This is a genomic window from Runella defluvii (genome assembly GCF_014195535.1).
In the GTDB taxonomy this organism is placed as follows: domain Bacteria; phylum Bacteroidota; class Bacteroidia; order Cytophagales; family Spirosomataceae; genus Runella; species Runella defluvii.
On record NZ_JACIBY010000010.1, the window covers coordinates 91,249 to 108,321 of the forward strand.

General features: G+C 44.7%; 9 protein-coding genes. 5 read left to right on the forward strand and 4 right to left on the reverse strand.

All coding sequences use genetic code 11. The features are described from left to right. Positions 1-39: 39 nt before the first annotated feature. The 4 genes from FHS57_RS21065 to FHS57_RS21080 form a co-directional block, all read right to left on the reverse strand. Positions 40-1,290, reverse strand: a complete 1,251-nt coding sequence (locus tag FHS57_RS21065; RefSeq protein ID WP_183977154.1) for a restriction endonuclease subunit S — start codon at positions 1,288-1,290, stop codon at positions 40-42. A 28-nt stretch (positions 1,291-1,318) separates the two neighbouring features. Beyond that, a complete protein-coding gene (locus FHS57_RS21070) occupies positions 1,319-2,326 on the reverse strand; it encodes a PDDEXK nuclease domain-containing protein (RefSeq protein WP_183977156.1) in 1,008 nt (335 codons plus the stop codon). Between the two features lie 96 nt (positions 2,327-2,422). Next, complete coding sequence (locus FHS57_RS21075; protein WP_183977158.1) at positions 2,423-3,958, reverse strand: type I restriction-modification system subunit M; 1,536 nt, start codon at positions 3,956-3,958, stop codon at positions 2,423-2,425. Further along, positions 3,933-4,514 carry a restriction endonuclease subunit S gene (locus FHS57_RS21080; RefSeq protein ID WP_183977160.1) on the reverse strand — a complete coding sequence of 194 codons (582 nt, stop codon included), beginning with the start codon at positions 4,512-4,514 and terminating at the stop codon, positions 3,933-3,935. Before FHS57_RS21080 ends, FHS57_RS21075 begins: the two co-directional genes overlap by 26 nt. Before the next feature lie 278 nt (positions 4,515-4,792). Between FHS57_RS21080 and FHS57_RS21085 the strand changes: the two genes are divergently transcribed. From FHS57_RS21085 to FHS57_RS21105, 5 genes are all read left to right on the forward strand, one after another. Then, positions 4,793-7,222 carry an ABC transporter permease gene (locus tag FHS57_RS21085; protein ID WP_183977162.1) on the forward strand — a complete coding sequence of 810 codons (2,430 nt, stop codon included), beginning with the start codon at positions 4,793-4,795 and terminating at the stop codon, positions 7,220-7,222. 43 nt (positions 7,223-7,265) lie between these two features. Next, complete coding sequence (locus FHS57_RS21090) at positions 7,266-9,695, forward strand: ABC transporter permease (protein WP_183977164.1); 2,430 nt, start codon at positions 7,266-7,268, stop codon at positions 9,693-9,695. Positions 9,696-9,747: 52 nt separating this feature from the next. Continuing rightward, positions 9,748-12,129 carry an ABC transporter permease gene (locus tag FHS57_RS21095; RefSeq protein ID WP_183977166.1) on the forward strand — a complete coding sequence of 794 codons (2,382 nt, stop codon included), beginning with the start codon at positions 9,748-9,750 and terminating at the stop codon, positions 12,127-12,129. A 50-nt stretch (positions 12,130-12,179) separates the two neighbouring features. After that, complete coding sequence (locus FHS57_RS21100; protein WP_183977168.1) at positions 12,180-14,612, forward strand: ABC transporter permease; 2,433 nt, start codon at positions 12,180-12,182, stop codon at positions 14,610-14,612. Positions 14,613-14,690: 78 nt separating this feature from the next. Then, complete coding sequence (locus FHS57_RS21105) at positions 14,691-17,054, forward strand: ABC transporter permease (RefSeq protein WP_183977170.1); 2,364 nt, start codon at positions 14,691-14,693, stop codon at positions 17,052-17,054. The last annotated feature ends 19 nt before the right edge of the window (positions 17,055-17,073 follow it).

The following is a 17,073-nucleotide window of genomic DNA, read 5'->3' on the forward strand; positions in this document are numbered from 1 at the left end:
TTGGCACCTAAAAAAAGCAGCCCCTTGACTGCTTATGTTTTAGGCGACTTCCGCAGGCACCCGTACCTGCCCCGTGAGCAAGCACTGCATTAGGCCGCGTTTTTGCTCCCGAACTGCCTCCAATTTGGCCTCCCAGTACTGAATCTCTTTCAGCGAAGCATCCAACACTTGGGCTATGGCACGTTGTTCGGCGAGACAGGGAACTACAATTCGTAAACTAAAAAAATCATTTATGCCAACATTCAGTAAGCCATGATTGCGGGCTCCTTCCTGAGCGATTTCTCCAATACCTTCGTTGAGACAACCTGCTTCAAAAAAATGAGTAAAGAACTTAGCTTCATTTTCTGCTTCGTTACGCATCCTGAAACAAATATACAATGGAGACAAAACGCCTCTATCATATTGGTCAAGGCGTTTGATTGCACCCATCGGATAACCGGCAGAATAGCTTTTGTTATAGGCAAATTCACCTCGATACAGCAGGAAATAGTTTGCCAAATTTTCGCTGGCTACATTTTTGTTAAAATATCGCCCTTGACCAACCAGCCCCTGTTGTGCAGAAATTGTCAAAACATTGGTATTTCCTTCAGTATTCCGACGATTTACACGTTCAAATAAATCGCTTAACACCACACGTTTCCACTCACCGCCAAACCCCGGCAAGCGCACTTTTCCCGTAAGGAGTTGGTGCATCAAGCCGCGATGACGGGCGCGGAGGGCGTTGAGCAGCTCGGTGGTTTGCTCAATAGCGGTATCCCACGTACCCAACACGGCCGCAATGCGACGCTGTTCGGGGAGGGGGGGGAGGGGAATTGGAAAAGATTTAATTTGCTCAAAATTGAGCCCTTGACGCCCTCCACCTACTTGGTAACTATCTATTAACTTTTGTCCAGATTCACAGCTTAAAAAAGCATTTACGAAATTAGAGTCTGACTTTGCTGAGTCTAATCTAATTATACAAACATGTTGATTAACATTTCCTTCTTTAAAATCAGAAGGTACAACACATGTTCTACCTATAGATGCACCAGTAATGTTTAAAAGTAAATCATCAGCACGTAAATGAGTCGCTTTCATTTTTTGGTGTTGTTTTTCAGATATAAAAGCTACTTCATCAAGAATTAATCTTCCATCAACAACATTTTGACTACGAACAATTGGTATTCCACTTGATAAATATGTCTCTCTTCCACCTTTAGGGGTTATTCCACTTCCTACTTTTAATGCTAAGTTTCCTAACTTCTTCATTTCCCATCCTTCGGGCAGGGTATGTTTTTTTTGTGGGTTCATGTGGGGTGGGGTTTACAAACAAAAAGGGTTAATCGGCTTGGGGTTGGTTGAGTTCATAAAATTCGGCCAATTTGGCTTCGAGCAGGTGTTTGTCGGGTAGGTGGCGGGTATAGTCGGCTACGAGCGTGGGCGAGAGTGTTCGGCTCAGGGCATACTCCACCACGGCTTGGTCGCTGCCGGCGCAAAGCAGAATTCCAATGCTGGGGTTTTCGTGGGGTTTGCGCACGTCGCGGTCAAGAGCTTCCAAATAAAAATTGAGCTTGCCGAGGTATTCCGGTTCAAACGGCCCTGCTTTGAGTTCAAACGCTACGAGGCAGCGCAAATCGCGGTGATAAAACAGCAGGTCGAGTCTAAAATCGCGCATTCCTACCTGTACAGGGTACTCTTCGCCCATGAAGGTAAAGTCGCGCCCTATTTCGAGCAGGAAGCGTTTCATGTTTTGAATCAACGCCCGTTGCAGGGTACGCTCGGTGGGGCGTTCGGGCAGGTCAAGAAATTCAAATACGTATCGGTCCCTGAAAATACCTTCCCCCAACGCCTCACGGCCTTGTTCCTGCAATTGGGTTTGTACAGCGGCCACATTGGGCGACAGCATGACGCGCTCATATACTCCTGCCGCAATCTGCCGTTCGAGTTCGCGTGTGCTATATCGTTCTTTTGCGGTGAGAAACAGGTAGAATTGACGTTCTTCCGATGTTTTGCACTGGGCAAGAATGGTCAGATGATTTGTCCAGTTTATTTTTGACAGCAGTGCCGTCAAAGTTTCATCAGCTCCTTGATAGGCTTCATAAAATCGCCTCATTCGATACAGACCTCGGTAACTAAATCCTTTCAAATCAGGATGTTGTCGTTGCAAAAAGCGTGCGAGTTGTACCACAGTACTATCGCCCCATTCGCTGGTTTCTATTTTTTGACTGATATACCCACCGACCTTTTGATAGAGGTCTATCAACTCCCGATTAACACTCGCCACTGCCCGCTGCCGAGCCTGCTGAATCAACGTCAGAATTTCAGTAAAATGATGAATCGGCTCCATGCAGAAAAAGTAAATTGGGGGAGATTAAAAACATTCATATCCTATGTCAATTGGTGGGACAAGTCCAACGAAAGGTAGGTTCATGGCATCAATTATTTAGAAACCCAAATCAGTCAAGTACTTTTCCATCTGTCGCTCGGTGTCGGCAAGGGCTTGGCGAATTTGCTGAATTTTCGCTTTTGTGGCTGTCATATCTACCGCTTCTTCTTCCTCGAAGGTATCTACGTAACGTGGGAGGTTCAAATTAAAATCATTACTTTTAATTTCTTCCAAGGTAGCTCGGTAGGCGTATTTATCTTCGACTACTTGTCCTTGCGAGGTAGCGTTGGGTGCACTAGTTCTAAAACGCTGTACCGTTTCTAAAATATGGAGTGTAGCGTCAGTATTCAAGCGGTTTTGGTTTTTTCCGTTCTCAAACTCACGGCTCGCATCCACAAACAACACATCTTTGTTTTGGCCTTTAGTTCGATTAAACAATAAAATGGCGGCAGGAATGCCTGTTCCATAGAAAAGATTGGCAGGCAATCCAATCACTGCTTCGAGTAAGTTTTCTTCCACGAGCTGTTGCCGTATAGTACCTTCTGAACTTCCTCTAAACAGTACGCCATTAGGCACAATTACCCCCACGCGTCCGTCAGTAGGATAAGTTGTTTCAATCATATGACTGATAAAAGCAAAATCTGCTTTCGACTTAGGCGGAATCCCTCGATGGTAGCGATTAAAAGGGTCGCCGTGTGCTTTTTCCGCACCCCATTTATCAAGTGAAAAAGGAGGATTAGCCACGACTACGTTGAATCGCATCAGGGTATCGTTTTCAATGAGTTTGGGGTTGTTTAATGTATCTCCCCATTCGATACGTGCACTATCCATGCCATGCAAAAACATGTTCATTCGACACAAAGCCCAAGTGCTGCCGTTGTTTTCTTGTCCGTAGAGAGAAAAATTGTTACTACCTACTTGCGCAGCTACTTTGATCAACAAAGAGCCAGAGCCACATGTCGGGTCACAAATTCGGTCGCCAGGGCGAGGAGCCACTAATTTTGCCAATAGCTCGGAAACCTCAGCAGGCGTGTAAAATTCGCCCGCTTTCTTACCTGCTTTACCTGCAAATTCGCCAATCAAATACTCGTAAGCATCGCCGATGACATCGGCGTTTTGTAAATGTGACGGTTGTAAATCAAGGGCTGAAAAATCCAGTAATAAATTTTTTAGGCGCCGATTTCGCTCGATGGCAGGGCCTAATTGAGCCTCAGAGTTAAAAGAGACGGCTCGAAACACACGTTCGAGTTTGGTTCGGTTGGCATCTTCCAAGCCCATGAGCGCGATGTCAATGAGATTTCCGATGTTGTCATCATTACGATTTTGAAACAAGTAATCGAAAGTACACTCTTCGGGTACATAAAATCTTTCTCGGCGCAAAGCGCGTTCAATACGCTCGTTGTCACCTTGGTATTTTTCTCGGTGGTATTCAACCTTGTCTTTCCATACATCTGATAAATATTTTACAAAGAGCATTGTGAGCACATAGTCTTTATATTGAGTAGGGTCAACAGCACCGCGCAAAGTGTCACAGCCGCGCCACACAACAGCTGCAATTTCTTCGCGGCTAAGGGTTCGTTTTAGGGGGAGCATGGATTATCTTTTTTAATAGATTTTCAATAAAGACTTGTTTTTCTACAATTAGTTGTCGCAGTAAGTCTATTTCTTGTATATGAAGCGAATAAATTTGGGCTACTTTTTGTTGGATAGAGGCATCTGGTACCGCAATACTAAGGTCACTCAATTCGTTTTTACGAATCGAAGGAATACTGGTACCTGCTCCTAATTGTTTGAGATAAGCCTGAGTTTGTGGTAAGTTCAAGAAGGTAGTTAAATACTCGGGTAATATGACCGTTTTGTCAAGTGGTTCGATAACAAAGAACAAAGTGGAGGCTACTGCTGGGGTCGGTTCACCTCGGTATTGCCAAGCAAATAACCGATAGCCCTTGCCTGCCAAAAGAATGTCGCCCGGTTTTAGAATGTGTTTTTGACTTTTTTCATCTTTGGGAATATAAGACTCATCAAAACGAGTTAATATACCACTTTCGTCAAAATGTTTTGCCTGCAAATAATGGAGTTCTCCGTCTTCTGACGGAGCATCATAATACCCAAATCGGATTTCAGCAATTTCAGACAGTTTTAGATTCATGGTATTACTAAAGTGTGCACAAAAGTAAGAAAGAAGAATGAAATATTTATATTTTTTTTTGTACAAAGCTTCAAATTTGCTAAAATAAAAGGTTTTTGTTAAAGATAATTACCTTACTGATACATATTTGTTCTTCTAAAGCCCCTGTCCATAAACGAACTGAATTTGTCCGTTTATGGACATTTTTATTTGTTTTAATTTGGCATAAAAAATTGATTTACAGTGAATTATGTTTCTGGTATGGCATTTGGGACTAAGAGGATAAACCTGAACATCCCATGCTACAGAACTACCTAAAAATCGCTTTTCGGAACTTGCTCCGAAACAAAGTGTATAGTTTTATCAACATCACTGGCTTGGCGATGGGTATCGCGGCTTTTTTACTGATTCTACAATACGTAAGCCACGAAAAGAGTTTTAACCAGTTTCATGCCAATGCGCCTTCCATGTATCGACTTCTCAACGAAGATGTCAAAGGTGGCATGTGGAGTGAGGTAGAACCAGGCTGGGCTACGCGCGCCAAGCAACGCTTTCCCGAAATCAAAGACTATTGTCGTTTTGCGGACGGGATGGCGCAAGGCATTGTGCGGCGTGAAGGTGCTAAAACCGAAGCATTCCGCGAAACCAACATCAGCTACGCCGAAGGTAATTTTTTCTCGTTTTTCAATTTTCCACTTACTGCAGGTTCTCCCAAGGCATTGGAAAAGTCAAACGTAGTGTTTTTGTCGGCCTCTTATGCCCAAAAATATTTTGGTACCGAAAACCCTTTGGGGAAAGTGTTGATGCTTTCCAATCAATTTGACACCAACCCTTTTACGGTAGAAGGGGTCTATGCCGATATGCCTACCAATTCAGACATTCGATACGACATGGTGTTTTCGTTGGAAACCTTGCGTAACCCCGCCAACTTGCACGGGAACGATTGGGCTAATTTAGAAAATCTTGATAACCAGTATATTAATACGTTTTTTCAACTAAATAACAACGTTCTTTCCTCCGCTTTTGAGAAAAAACTAACAGCCCTAAGAAACGAACTCAGCAAAGAAAATGACGGCGTAAAGTTTCGTCTTGTACCTCTCAAAAACGTGCATTTGGCGGCTTCATTGAGCGATACCTACCTCACGCAGGGTAATTTAAAATACGTCTATATGTTGGGTGGAATTGCGTTTTTGATTCTGGTGATTGGTTGGTTCAACTACGTCAATCTTTCGACGGCTCAGTCGCTCAAACGCGCCAACGAAGTGGGAGTTCGGAAAGTGGTAGGCGCAACGCAAAGCCATTTGGTGCGGCAGTTTTTGGGCGAATCGCTGTTGGTGAATCTCCTAAGTTTTGGATTGGCTCTGCTAATCGTAGTCTTACTTCAGCCATTTTTTAATGAACTTATCGGGACGCCACTGTCTTTTGCCTCCTTGGGCGCTACGTCGGTGTGGGCGTGGGGACTGGGTATTTTGCTCTTTGGCTCCCTACTTTCGGGTGGCTACACGGCCTTTTTGCTCTCCAGTTACAACCCTATCAAAACCCTGAAAGGGCAGTTGGCCAAAACGTCGGGGGGAGGACTACTTCGGAAATCGCTGGTGGTGTTTCAGTTTGCTATTTCGGTGTGTTTGGTTGTTACAACGCTCGTTATTTATCGTCAGCTACACCACATGCAAACGCAAAGTTTGGGACTAAATCCGCAGCAATTGTTGGTGGTTCGTGGGCCAGAAGTAGGCAAAGATGCGACCTATAAAGTGCGCCAAACGACGTTTCAGAACGAGCTAATGCAACAAACGTTTGTGAAAGACTACGCGACCTCAGGGGCGGTGCCGAGTGGCTGGTACAATTTTGCGACCGCAGGCTTTACCCAACCCAAATCCAAACCAGGCGACGAACTGATTTCGTACTCGTTTGCCATCATTGGCGACCGTTTTCTAAAAACGTACCAAATCGACCTCAAAGCGGGGCGCAACTTTACCCCCGCCGAATGCGACGTAGATTGGAACCAAAATAGTAAAGTATTGCTCAACGAACGAGCGGTTGAGTTACTAGGATTTGCCAATGCAGAAGAAGCCCTTCGCACCAAAATCAAGTGGGATGAGCGTTATTTGGACGTAATCGGGGTGGTGAAAAACTACCATCATACAGGATTGAAAAGAACGATTGACCCTATCATTTTTTACCCCCAAAACAACAGCACCTATTTCACCATCCGATTGACCGCCGACCGAATGCCTGAAAAAATAGCAGCCTTGGATAAGTTGTACAAGACCTATTTCCCTGGCAATCCGTTTGACTACTCTTTTGTGGATGACAATTACAACAAACTTTATGTTTCTGAACAACAATACAGCCGTATGTTCACGACGGCGTCGTTGTGGGCGATTTTTATTGCTTGCTTAGGATTGTTCGGCTTGGCCACTTTCACCGTTGAGTCTCGTACCAAAGAAATCGGAATTCGCAAAGTGCTAGGAGCTTCGGTGCTTGGAATCATGGCATTGTTGTCCAAAGACTTCCTCAAGTTGGTGCTTATTGCGATTCTGATTGCATCGCCGATTGCGTGGTATTTGACCGAACAATGGCTGAAAGATTTTGCCTCTCGCATCGCACTTAGCTGGTGGTTGTTTGCAGTAGCGGGGCTATTAGCCATCGTGATTGCATTGCTAACGGTAGGTTTTCAGGCAGTCAAAGCAGCGTTGATGAATCCTGTGAAATCATTGAAAACAGAATAATCCATACGTCCCTACGGGGCGTCCACCTGAAATAAAAAAAACAATGCTTATAAGTTATTTTAAAACAGCCATTCGTGCTTTAAAACGTAATTGGAGTTACTCTGTCATCAATGTCTTAGGTCTGACCTTGGGCCTGGCTTGTTGCGTGGTTTTGTTTGTGGCAGTTCGGTATGAACTAAGTTTTGACCGTCATCATCGTCATGCTGACCGTATTTATCGAATGCTTGGTGTCTCTAAAAGTTCTCCCGAAACGCCAAATACGGGAATTACCTTCCCTGCATTGGCAGCGCTACGAAACGATTTCCCCGAATTGAAACACCAACTGACGATGGTAAGCCGTGTGAGAAGAGCGGTAGTATCGGTAGGAGGAACTGCTGCAACGGAGAAAAAACGGTTTCAGGAGCCTGATGGAGTAATTACATTTGCCGAACCTGAATACTTCAATCTCTTTGATTATGAATGGAAAAAAGGTAGCCCGCAGTCGCTCACTAACCCGAATACGGTGGTACTCTCGGAGCGAATGGCGCGTAAGTATTTTGGGAATACCGACCCAATGGGCAAAACAATTCGGATAGATAACCAGATGGATTTTGTGGTGACGGGTATTGTGCAAGCGCCGCCTGCTACCAGTAGTTTTCCCTTCGATGTCTTTCTGACCCATGCTTCTGTGGTGGCGTTTGGAAATACTTCTCCCATCGACGACTGGAAATCAAGCTATGGTGGGGCGCAGATTTACTTGTTGTTGCCTCCATCGCTCACTTTGGCTCGAATGGAAAGCCAATTGGTCAGTTTCGTAAAAAAATACCATTCTCCAGAGGATGCCAAGAAGTTTAAGTATGCGTTACAACCACTGACCGACATTCACTTCGCAACGAATACCACTAACTTTGCTCGACGTAGTGTGAGCATCGAAATGATTTGGGCAATGGCCCTAATTGGCATTTTTATTTTGGTAACGGCCTGTATCAATTTCGTCAATTTGGCGACCGCACAGGCAATTCGTCGGGCGCGGGAAGTAGGCGTACGAAAAGTGCTGGGGAGCACTCGTAGTCAGCTGTTACGACAGTTTTTGGGCGAAACGAGCGTGTTGACAAGCATTGCGGTGATGCTGGCTCTTTTAGTGGCAGAGCTTGCATGGCCTTACGTCGGTGATTTATTAAATATCCCAACAGGGGCTGTAAGCTTATTTAGCCCTGTCATATTGGTCTTTTTGGCAGGACTTGGCGTGCTCACCACCGTGCTGGCGGGGTTTTATCCTGCGTTGATTCTGTCGGGTTATCAGCCTATTTTGGCCCTTAAAGGAAAAATGAAAACAACCCGCTCTGCGCATTATTTTACGTTGCGTCGGGGCCTGATTATTGGGCAGTTTGCAGTGTCTCAATTTTTGCTCATCGGTACCATCATTGCGTATTACCAAATGGATTATTTCCGTTCGGCCGATTTGGGTTTTAGCCGCGATGCTATTTTGACAGTAAAGCTTCCTGGAAATGAACCAGGTCAGTTGGAAAATCTACGGGCTAAACTCGCAGGCTTACCCAGTGTCCAATCGCTTAGTTTTTCGATGACAACGCCATCTTCTGCATTCAACTGGAGTACTGGTTTTCGGTTCGAAAACCAAGAGAAAGACCCCGACTACGGCGTCGTGATGCGTCCCGCAGATACTTCTTACATTCGGACGTATGGGTTAAAATTATTGGCAGGACGTAATTACCTGCCCGCTGATACAATTAGAGAGTTGATTGTCAACGAAACATTTGTAAAACGCTTAGGCTTTCAGAATCCCGAACAAATCATTGGGAAAAAAATGAAAGTAGCTGGGGAGGATATTGAAAAACAAATTGTGGGGGTTGTAAAAGACTTTAACGTGTTTTCGCTCCGTGATCAGGTAGAACCAAGCGTATTGACGACCCAACGAGGCAATTATACTACCTTAGGAATGAAACTGGCAGGCCAAGAAGGAGGAGTTAAAGGTATTAGTCAATTACTGAAAGAGGTAGAAACCGCGTGGCAAAGCACCTTTCCTGAGTTTGTCTTTTCGTACGAATTTCTGGACGAAACCCTTGCCAATTTTTACCAAGGGGAAGAACGTAGCTATGCACTTTTTCGCCTTTTGGCAGTGATTGCCCTCTTTATCGGCTGTTTGGGATTATACGGTGTCGTCTCGTTTATGGCCGAATCACGCACCAAGGAAATTGGGATTCGTAAATCATTAGGTGCGACTACGGCGCATATTTTTGGGCTTTTCTCTATTGATTTTGTCAAGCTCGTTGGGATGGCGATGGTCATTAGCTCACCTTTGGGATGGTACGTAATGAAGCAATGGCTGTCCAAATTTGCCTATCGCATCGAAATTGAATGGTGGATGTTTGTGCTATCAGGTGCCATCGCTATCGGAATTGCGATACTGACAGTCAGTTACCAAAGCATTCGTGCCGCCCTGGTCAATCCTGTGAAATCATTGAAAACAGAGTAGAGACGTTGCATGCAACGTCTCTACTCCAATATCACAATTTACCTATACAATCATGATACGGAATTACCTCAAAGTTGCGTGGCGCAACCTCACTAAAAACAAAATGTACAGTTTCATCAATATTGGTGGACTGGCGGTGGGAATGGCAGTAGCCATGATGATTGGACTTTGGGTCAACGATGAATTGTCGTTTGATACCTATCACCAAAATTATGAGCGCATCGCGCAGGTTATGCAACACGCTACTTTCAACGGAAAAGTGGGAACCCAAACCTCTAATCCTGCCCAAATGAGCCCCGAAATTCGGGCAAAATACGGAAGTAGCTTCAAACACGTAGTGCAAGCCTCGTGGGAAGGCTCGTACGTGTTATCGCTAGGGGATAACCACGTAACAAAATCGGGGATTTACTTTGAAGAAGGTGCCCCTGAGATGCTTAGCCTCAAGATGCGCTACGGAACGTACGCAGGTTTGAAAGACCCCTATTCGATTATGTTGTCGGAATCGGTGGCTAAATCGCTCTTTGGCGACCAAAACCCGCTGGATAAAACGCTAAAAATCAACCGAACCTACGACGTGAAAGTGACGGGCGTTTACGAAGATTTGCCTTACAATACCTCGTTTCGCAACGTGAAGGTCATCATGCCGTGGTCGCTTTGGTTGATAGATAATCCCTGGGTAAAAACAATGGAAGATCCTTGGGACAGCAACTTTAGCCAAACCTTTGTTCAAGTTGCTGATAATGTGACCATGGATGTTGCATCGAAACGCATTAAAAATGTCAAAGCCAACAACCTTAATAAGGAAGAATTGAAGTACAAATGGGAGGCATTTTTGCATCCGATGAGCAAGTGGGCGTTGGAAAGTGAGTTTAAAGAAGGCATCAACACGGGCGGAAGCATTCGCTACGTATGGATGTTTGGTATCATTGGGGTATTTGTGTTGATGTTGGCTTGTATCAATTTTATGAACCTAGCCACCGCCCGCAGCGAAAAACGCGCCAAAGAAGTGGGTATCCGCAAAGCAGTGGGGTCGGTTCGCACGCAGTTAATCAATCAGTTTTTTTCGGAGTCGTACATGGTGGTGGTGTTTGCTTTTGTAGTATCACTTTTACTTGTCATGCTGTGTCTCCCGTTTTTCAACGAAGTAGCCGATAAAAAAATAGAACTTCCTTGGGCGAACCCCGTTTTTTGGTTGCTTAGTTTGTCCTTTATTGTACTCACAGGTCTATTGGCAGGGAGCTATCCTGCTTTGTACTTGTCGTCTTTCCAGCCCTTAAAAGTCCTCAAAGGGACGTTTAGAGTGGGTAAATGGGCCGCTATTCCGCGTAAGGTATTGGTAACGACTCAGTTTACGGTTTCGGTGGTATTGATTATTGGAACCATCGTTGTGTATCAGCAAATTCAACACGCCAAAAATCGCCCCATTGGCTACGAACGCAACGGCCTGATAAGCATGGGGATGGATAAAGAGATTCAGGATCACTTTGAAGCATTCAGAGGGGAGCTAAAATCGGCGGGAGCAATTGAAGAATTGACGGCGTCCAACAGCCCACTTACGGGCGTATGGAATACCAACGGCGGTTTCGATTGGGAAGGGAAAGACCCGAATTTGGGCGTTGATTTTCCAAACAGCCGCGTTACCAAAGAATGGGGCAAAACCGTGGGCTGGAAAATCAAACAAGGCCGTGATTTCTCGCGTGAGTTTGCCACCGATTCGGCGGCGTTTATCATCAACGAGGCAGCGGCGAAGTTTTTAGGGTTCAAAGACCCCATTGGCAAAATTTTAAAATGGGGTGGCAAGCCTTACACCATTATTGGGGTAGTGAGTGATATTATGGCCGAGTCGCCGTTTTATCCCGTGCGCCCGTCGTTGTACCATACCCGCGACAAGGATTTGTATAATCTTACCATCAAACTCAACCCTGCTCAAAGTTCGAGCAAATCCATCGCCACCCTCGAACGTATCTGGAAAAAGTACGTACAGAATGTGCCTTTTTCGTACGAATTTATTGACCAACAATACGGTAATAAGTTCAAGGCCGAAGAGCGTATCGGTACGCTTTCGCTCTACTTTGCGGTCTTGGCCATCCTGATTTCGTGTTTGGGACTTTTCGGAATGGCGAGCTTCGTGGCCGAACAACGCACCAAAGAAATCGGCATTCGGAAGGTGTTGGGCGCAAGCGTGCCTAATTTGTGGCGAATGCTCTCGGGCGATTTTGTCGGTTTGGTATTACTTTCGAGCCTCATTGCCAGCCCTATTGCGTACTACTACCTCAACGATTGGTTGAAAGGCTACGATTATCACGTCGAAATCTCGTGGTGGGTGTTTGCGATAGCTGCCGCTGGTGCATTGGTCATTACGTTGCTGACGGTCAGTTACCAAACCTTACGTGCCGCCTTGGTCAATCCTGTAAAATCATTGAAATCGGAGTAAAGACGTTGCATGCAACGTCTCTACGTCATTGTCATAACCATCATATCATCATGCTACGGAATTACCTCAAAATCGCTTGGAGAAACCTCCTCAAAAACAAACTATACAGCATCATCAACATTTTCGGGTTGGCCATTGGGCTTACCTGTTTTTTGCTGATTTCGCTGTACGTAGTCGATGAATTGAGCTACGACCGCTACCTCAAAGACGCGGCTCGTATTTATCGCATACATTCGGACATCAAATTTGGGGGAACCGAAATGAAAATGGCCTTGAGCTCCGACCCTTTTGGCCCAACGCTCAAAAAAGACTATCCTGAGGTGGAGCAATACGTGCGTTTGTTCGCCCAAAACAGTCGCCGATTTATCCGAAAAGGCAATGAGTTTTTGGTAGAAAACAACTGCGTAAATGCGGATTCGACGTTTTTTGAGGTTTTTCCACTTCATGTGCTCGAAGGAGACGGCAAAACAGCCCTCAATGCCCCCAATACAGTGGCTATTAGTAAGTCGGTAGCGAAGAAATACTTTGGCGATGGCCCTGCGGTGGGGAAAATCCTTTCGACGGGAGTTAACAATCCCCAAGAGTATAAAGTAACGGCGGTCTATGAAGACATACCACAGAATTCTCACCTTCGGACGAATATTATTTTTTCTTTCAAAAATGTGGACTACACCTTTGGAAACTTCTTGAGTCACAATTTTTATACGTATGTTAAATTGAAAGAAGGTGTTGATTATAAGCAGTTTGAGAAAAAATTTGATGGCTTTATCAACAAATATATTCTTCCTCAAGCCAAAGCCTTCATAGATATTAAGAGCATGGACGAGTTCAAAAAAGCGGGGAATTACATTCAGTATTCGCTGATGCCGCTGCTGGACATTCACCTAAAATCCAACAAATTATACGAGTTTGGGGTCAACGGTAATATCGAATATGTGTATATCTTTTCGATTGTAGCTTTGTTTTTACTGCTCATTGCCTGCATCAATTTTATGAATTTGAGCACGGCTCGCTCGGCCAACCGCGCCAAAGAAGTGGGGATTCGGAAGGTATTAGGCACCGAACGAAACAGCTTGATTCGACAGTTTATGGCGGAGTCGATACTGACGAGTTATTTGGCATTTGGTATTGCGTTGGTATTTACGACGGCATTGCTTCCTTATTTTAATCAAATTGCGGGCAAAGAATTTACGCCGACTACGATTTACCAGCCTGCGTACTTGCCTTTTTTATTGGCGTTGCCGCTTGGCGTTGGGGCGTTGGCAGGTTATTATCCTTCCTTTTTCTTGTCGTCGTTTAAGCCAATTGAAGTGCTCAAAAGCAAGCTCAATGCCAATTTTAAACGCTCTAATTTTCGAAATGCGTTGGTGACGTTCCAATTCGTGACGTCGTTGGTATTGGTCATTTCTACTTTTATCATTTACCGCCAACTCAATTACATCCAACACAAAAACCTCGGGTTTTCAAAAGACCAAGTGTTGGTGGTGACGGGTACGTCGTCGTTGGGCGAAAATAACCGCGTTTTTAAGGAAGAAGTCAAAAAAATGGCGGGGGTAAAAGCGGGGGCTTTTGCGGGGTATTTACCCGTGGCCAACTCGTCGCGCAGCGATAATACTTACTCTAAAACGGCGGTTATCGACGTGAAAAATGGGTTTAATATGCAAAACTGGGTGATTGATGAAGAATACATCCCGACTTTGGGCATGGAAATCATCAAGGGGCGTAATTTTTCCAAAGCATTTGGGGCAGATTCTAGCTCGATTATTATCAATGAAGAAACGGCGAAGATGTTAGGCTATGATGACCCCGTGGGCAAAAATCTCTATGCGGGTACTGGCAATGCTTCCGAAACAAGTACGCTGACGATTATTGGAGTGGTGAAAAATTTTCATTATTCGTCGATGCGAGAAAACGTCGGCCCTTTGTGCTTTCGGTACGGGCGTAGTGGCTGGGATATGGCATTTAAAATAAATACGTCGGAGTCGCAACAATTGGTAAAACAAATCGAAGGAAAGTGGAAACAACTCTCGACGGGGATGCCGTTCAATTACCATTTTCTTGATGATTCTTTCAACGAAATGTATCAGGCCGAACAGCGCGTCGGTACCATTGCGCTCATTTTTGCCATTCTGACAATTTTTATTGCTTGTTTGGGCTTGTTCGGGCTCATTACCTACATCGCCGAGCAGCGTACCAAAGAAATCGGCGTTCGGAAAGTGCTGGGGGCCAGCTTGTGGAGCATCGTGGGACTTCTTTCCAAAGACTTTTTGAAATTGGTAGGAATCGCCTTTTTGATTGCCGCGCCGTTGGCCTACTACGCGATGAACACTTGGCTCGAAGACTTCGCGTTTCGGGTCGAAATTCCGTGGTGGATTTTTGTGGCAGCGGGCGTGGCTACGATGTTGTTGGCGTTTTTGACGGTTAGTTTCCAGTCGATTAAAGCCGCCCTGATGAATCCTGTCAAATCATTGAAATCGGAGTAATTTCCCGTAGAGACGTTGCATGCAACGTCTCCACAGCATGCAACGTCTCTACGTCACCACCATAAAAATTACATCGTTATGCTACGAAACTACCTCAAAATCGCATTTCGGAACCTACTGAACGACAAAGTATTTAGCAGTATCAATATCCTAGGCTTGGCCATCGGATTTTCGGCATCGGCATTGATTTTACTTTGGGTCAATGACGAAATGAACTTTGAAAACACCCACGAAAACCGAGAGCGGATTTTTCAGGCGTGGAACCAAGTCACCGAAAAAGGCAAAACCAGTAGTTGGAACGTTACGCCGCAATCCATGGGACCCGCCCTGCAAAAAGACTATCCCGAAGTTGAAAAAATGGTGCGGGTCGATTGGGCAGACAAATATTTGGTTCAAGCGAAAGACACAAAAATAAAAGGGACGGTTCAGATAGTGGATTCTACTTTTTTGGACGTATTCACGTTTCCATTGCTCAAAGGAGATATCAAAACCTGCCTAAACGGGGTCAATAATTTGGTAATTACGCAAGGTTTTGCCAAAAAATTATTTGGAAATAGTGAGCCACTTGGCCAAATCGTCAAGCTCAATAACGAAAGCGATTTTGTGGTGACAGGCGTAGTGAAATCACTTCCAACCAACACCGATTTTAATTTTGATTGTTTGGTGCCGTGGCGTTTCAAGGTAGTCAATAACATGGAGAGTTTGCACTGGGGCAACAACTCTACCACTACTTATGTGTTGTTAAAAAAGAACACTGACGCTCAGGCATTCAACTTAAAAGTCAAACATCTAAGAAAGCAGTATGACAAAGAAACCGCCTCTTGGGAGACCTTCGTGTATCCTTTTGAGCGATTGCGGCTTTACGGAAGCTTTAAAAATGGAGTGGAAGAAGGTGGTAAAATTGAGCAAGTTCGCAACTTTACGGTCATTGCCCTTTTGATATTGCTGATTGCGTGCATCAACTTCATGAATTTGAGCACGTCCCGAAGCGACAAACGGGCCAAAGAAGTAGGAGTCCGAAAGGCGTCGGGAGCTAGCCGTTTATCCCTCATTAAGCTGTTTTATTCCGAGTCTATTCTCACCTCATTGTTGGCAGGGGTGTTGGCAATTGGCATTATTATGGTCAGTCTCCCCGCGTTCAATCAACTCATTGAGTCCAAAATTGTGATTGATTGGTGGGATGCTCAATGGATTGCCTATTCGTTGGGTTTTGTTGTTGTCACGGGATTGGTGGCAGGGTCTTATCCTGCGCTATTCCTTTCGAGTTTTGACCCTTTGCAAGTATTGAAAGGAAGTTATTTCAATATCTCTTCTCCAATTACTCCCAGAAAAATACTCGTCGTTTGTCAATTTGTGTTCTCTGTTTTGCTCATTTCTTGTACCATGATTATCAAGCAACAGTTGGATTATGCCCAAAACAGAAAATCAGGATACGACAAAGCAAACCTGGTCTATCACCCCGTAGAGGGCGATATTTCTAAAAACTTTGACCTCATAAAAGCTGAATTGTTGAAAAACAACGTGGCGGTTTCGGTCGTAAAAACATTTTCACCTATTACCGAAACGTGGAGTAACACAGGCGGAATGAAATGGCGGGGCAAAGCGACAGACGACCACAGGAACATTGACCGTTTTGGAGCAGACGACCAAATTGTAAAAACGCTTGGTTTAGAGATTATCGAAGGGCGCGATTTTGATTTAAAAGCCTACCCAACCGATTCTTCGGGGGTAATTATTAACGAAACAGCCAAGAAGATGATGGGTTTCAAAAACCCCATTGGCGAAAAAATTACCGACGGAGGTTGGGAGTTTCAGGTGATTGGGGTGGTGAAAGATTTTGTGATGCAATCGCCTTTTCGAGAAGTGAACGCGGTGACAATTGCGGGGGCGAAAATGAATTTTTTCAACGCGATTCATGTCAAATACAACCCCGAAAAACCTATCAAAGAAAACCTAGAAAATGCAAAAGCCATTTTTAGGAAATACAATCCCAATTACCCTTTTGAGTATCATTTTGTGGACGATGCTTACAATGAAAAATTTGCAAGTGTAGAGCGGTTATCGTTTATGGCACAAGGTTTTGCGTTCTTGACCATTTTTATCACTTGTTTAGGCTTACTTGGTTTGGCCACGTCGTTAGCCCAGCAAAAAACCAAGGAAATTGGCATTCGTAAAGTCTTAGGAGCGGGAATAGGGCAAATTGTGCTATTGATGTCAAAAGGGTTTGTTACGCCAGTGCTATTGGCCTTTCTGATTGCGAGTCCGCTGTCGTACTGGATTATGAATAAATGGTTGGATGAATACACCTACAAAATCACCATCAATCCTTTGGTTTTTGTGCTAGCGGGGCTTGTAACCGTCGTTATTGCCTTGTTTACGGTGAGTTACCAATCTATCAAAGCCGCCCTGATGAATCCTGTCAAATCATTGAAATCGGAATAATTCGACGTATCTACGTCAC

Bases quoted from the DNA above. Each gene is read 5' to 3' on its own strand.
- FHS57_RS21095 (WP_183977166.1), top strand. From the start codon at position 9,748: ATGATACGGAATTACCTCAAAGTTGCGTGGCGCAACCTCACTAAAAAC.
- FHS57_RS21080 (WP_183977160.1), bottom strand. From the start codon at position 4,514: ATGAATCTAAAACTGTCTGAAATTGCTGAAATCCGATTTGGGTATTAT.
- FHS57_RS21105 (WP_183977170.1), top strand. From the start codon at position 14,691: ATGCTACGAAACTACCTCAAAATCGCATTTCGGAACCTACTGAACGAC.
- FHS57_RS21085 (WP_183977162.1), top strand. From the start codon at position 4,793: ATGCTACAGAACTACCTAAAAATCGCTTTTCGGAACTTGCTCCGAAAC.
- FHS57_RS21100 (WP_183977168.1), top strand. From the start codon at position 12,180: ATGCTACGGAATTACCTCAAAATCGCTTGGAGAAACCTCCTCAAAAAC.
- FHS57_RS21075 (WP_183977158.1), bottom strand. From the start codon at position 3,958: ATGCTCCCCCTAAAACGAACCCTTAGCCGCGAAGAAATTGCAGCTGTT.
- FHS57_RS21065 (WP_183977154.1), bottom strand. From the start codon at position 1,290: ATGAACCCACAAAAAAAACATACCCTGCCCGAAGGATGGGAAATGAAG.
- FHS57_RS21090 (WP_183977164.1), top strand. From the start codon at position 7,266: ATGCTTATAAGTTATTTTAAAACAGCCATTCGTGCTTTAAAACGTAAT.
- FHS57_RS21070 (WP_183977156.1), bottom strand. From the start codon at position 2,326: ATGGAGCCGATTCATCATTTTACTGAAATTCTGACGTTGATTCAGCAG.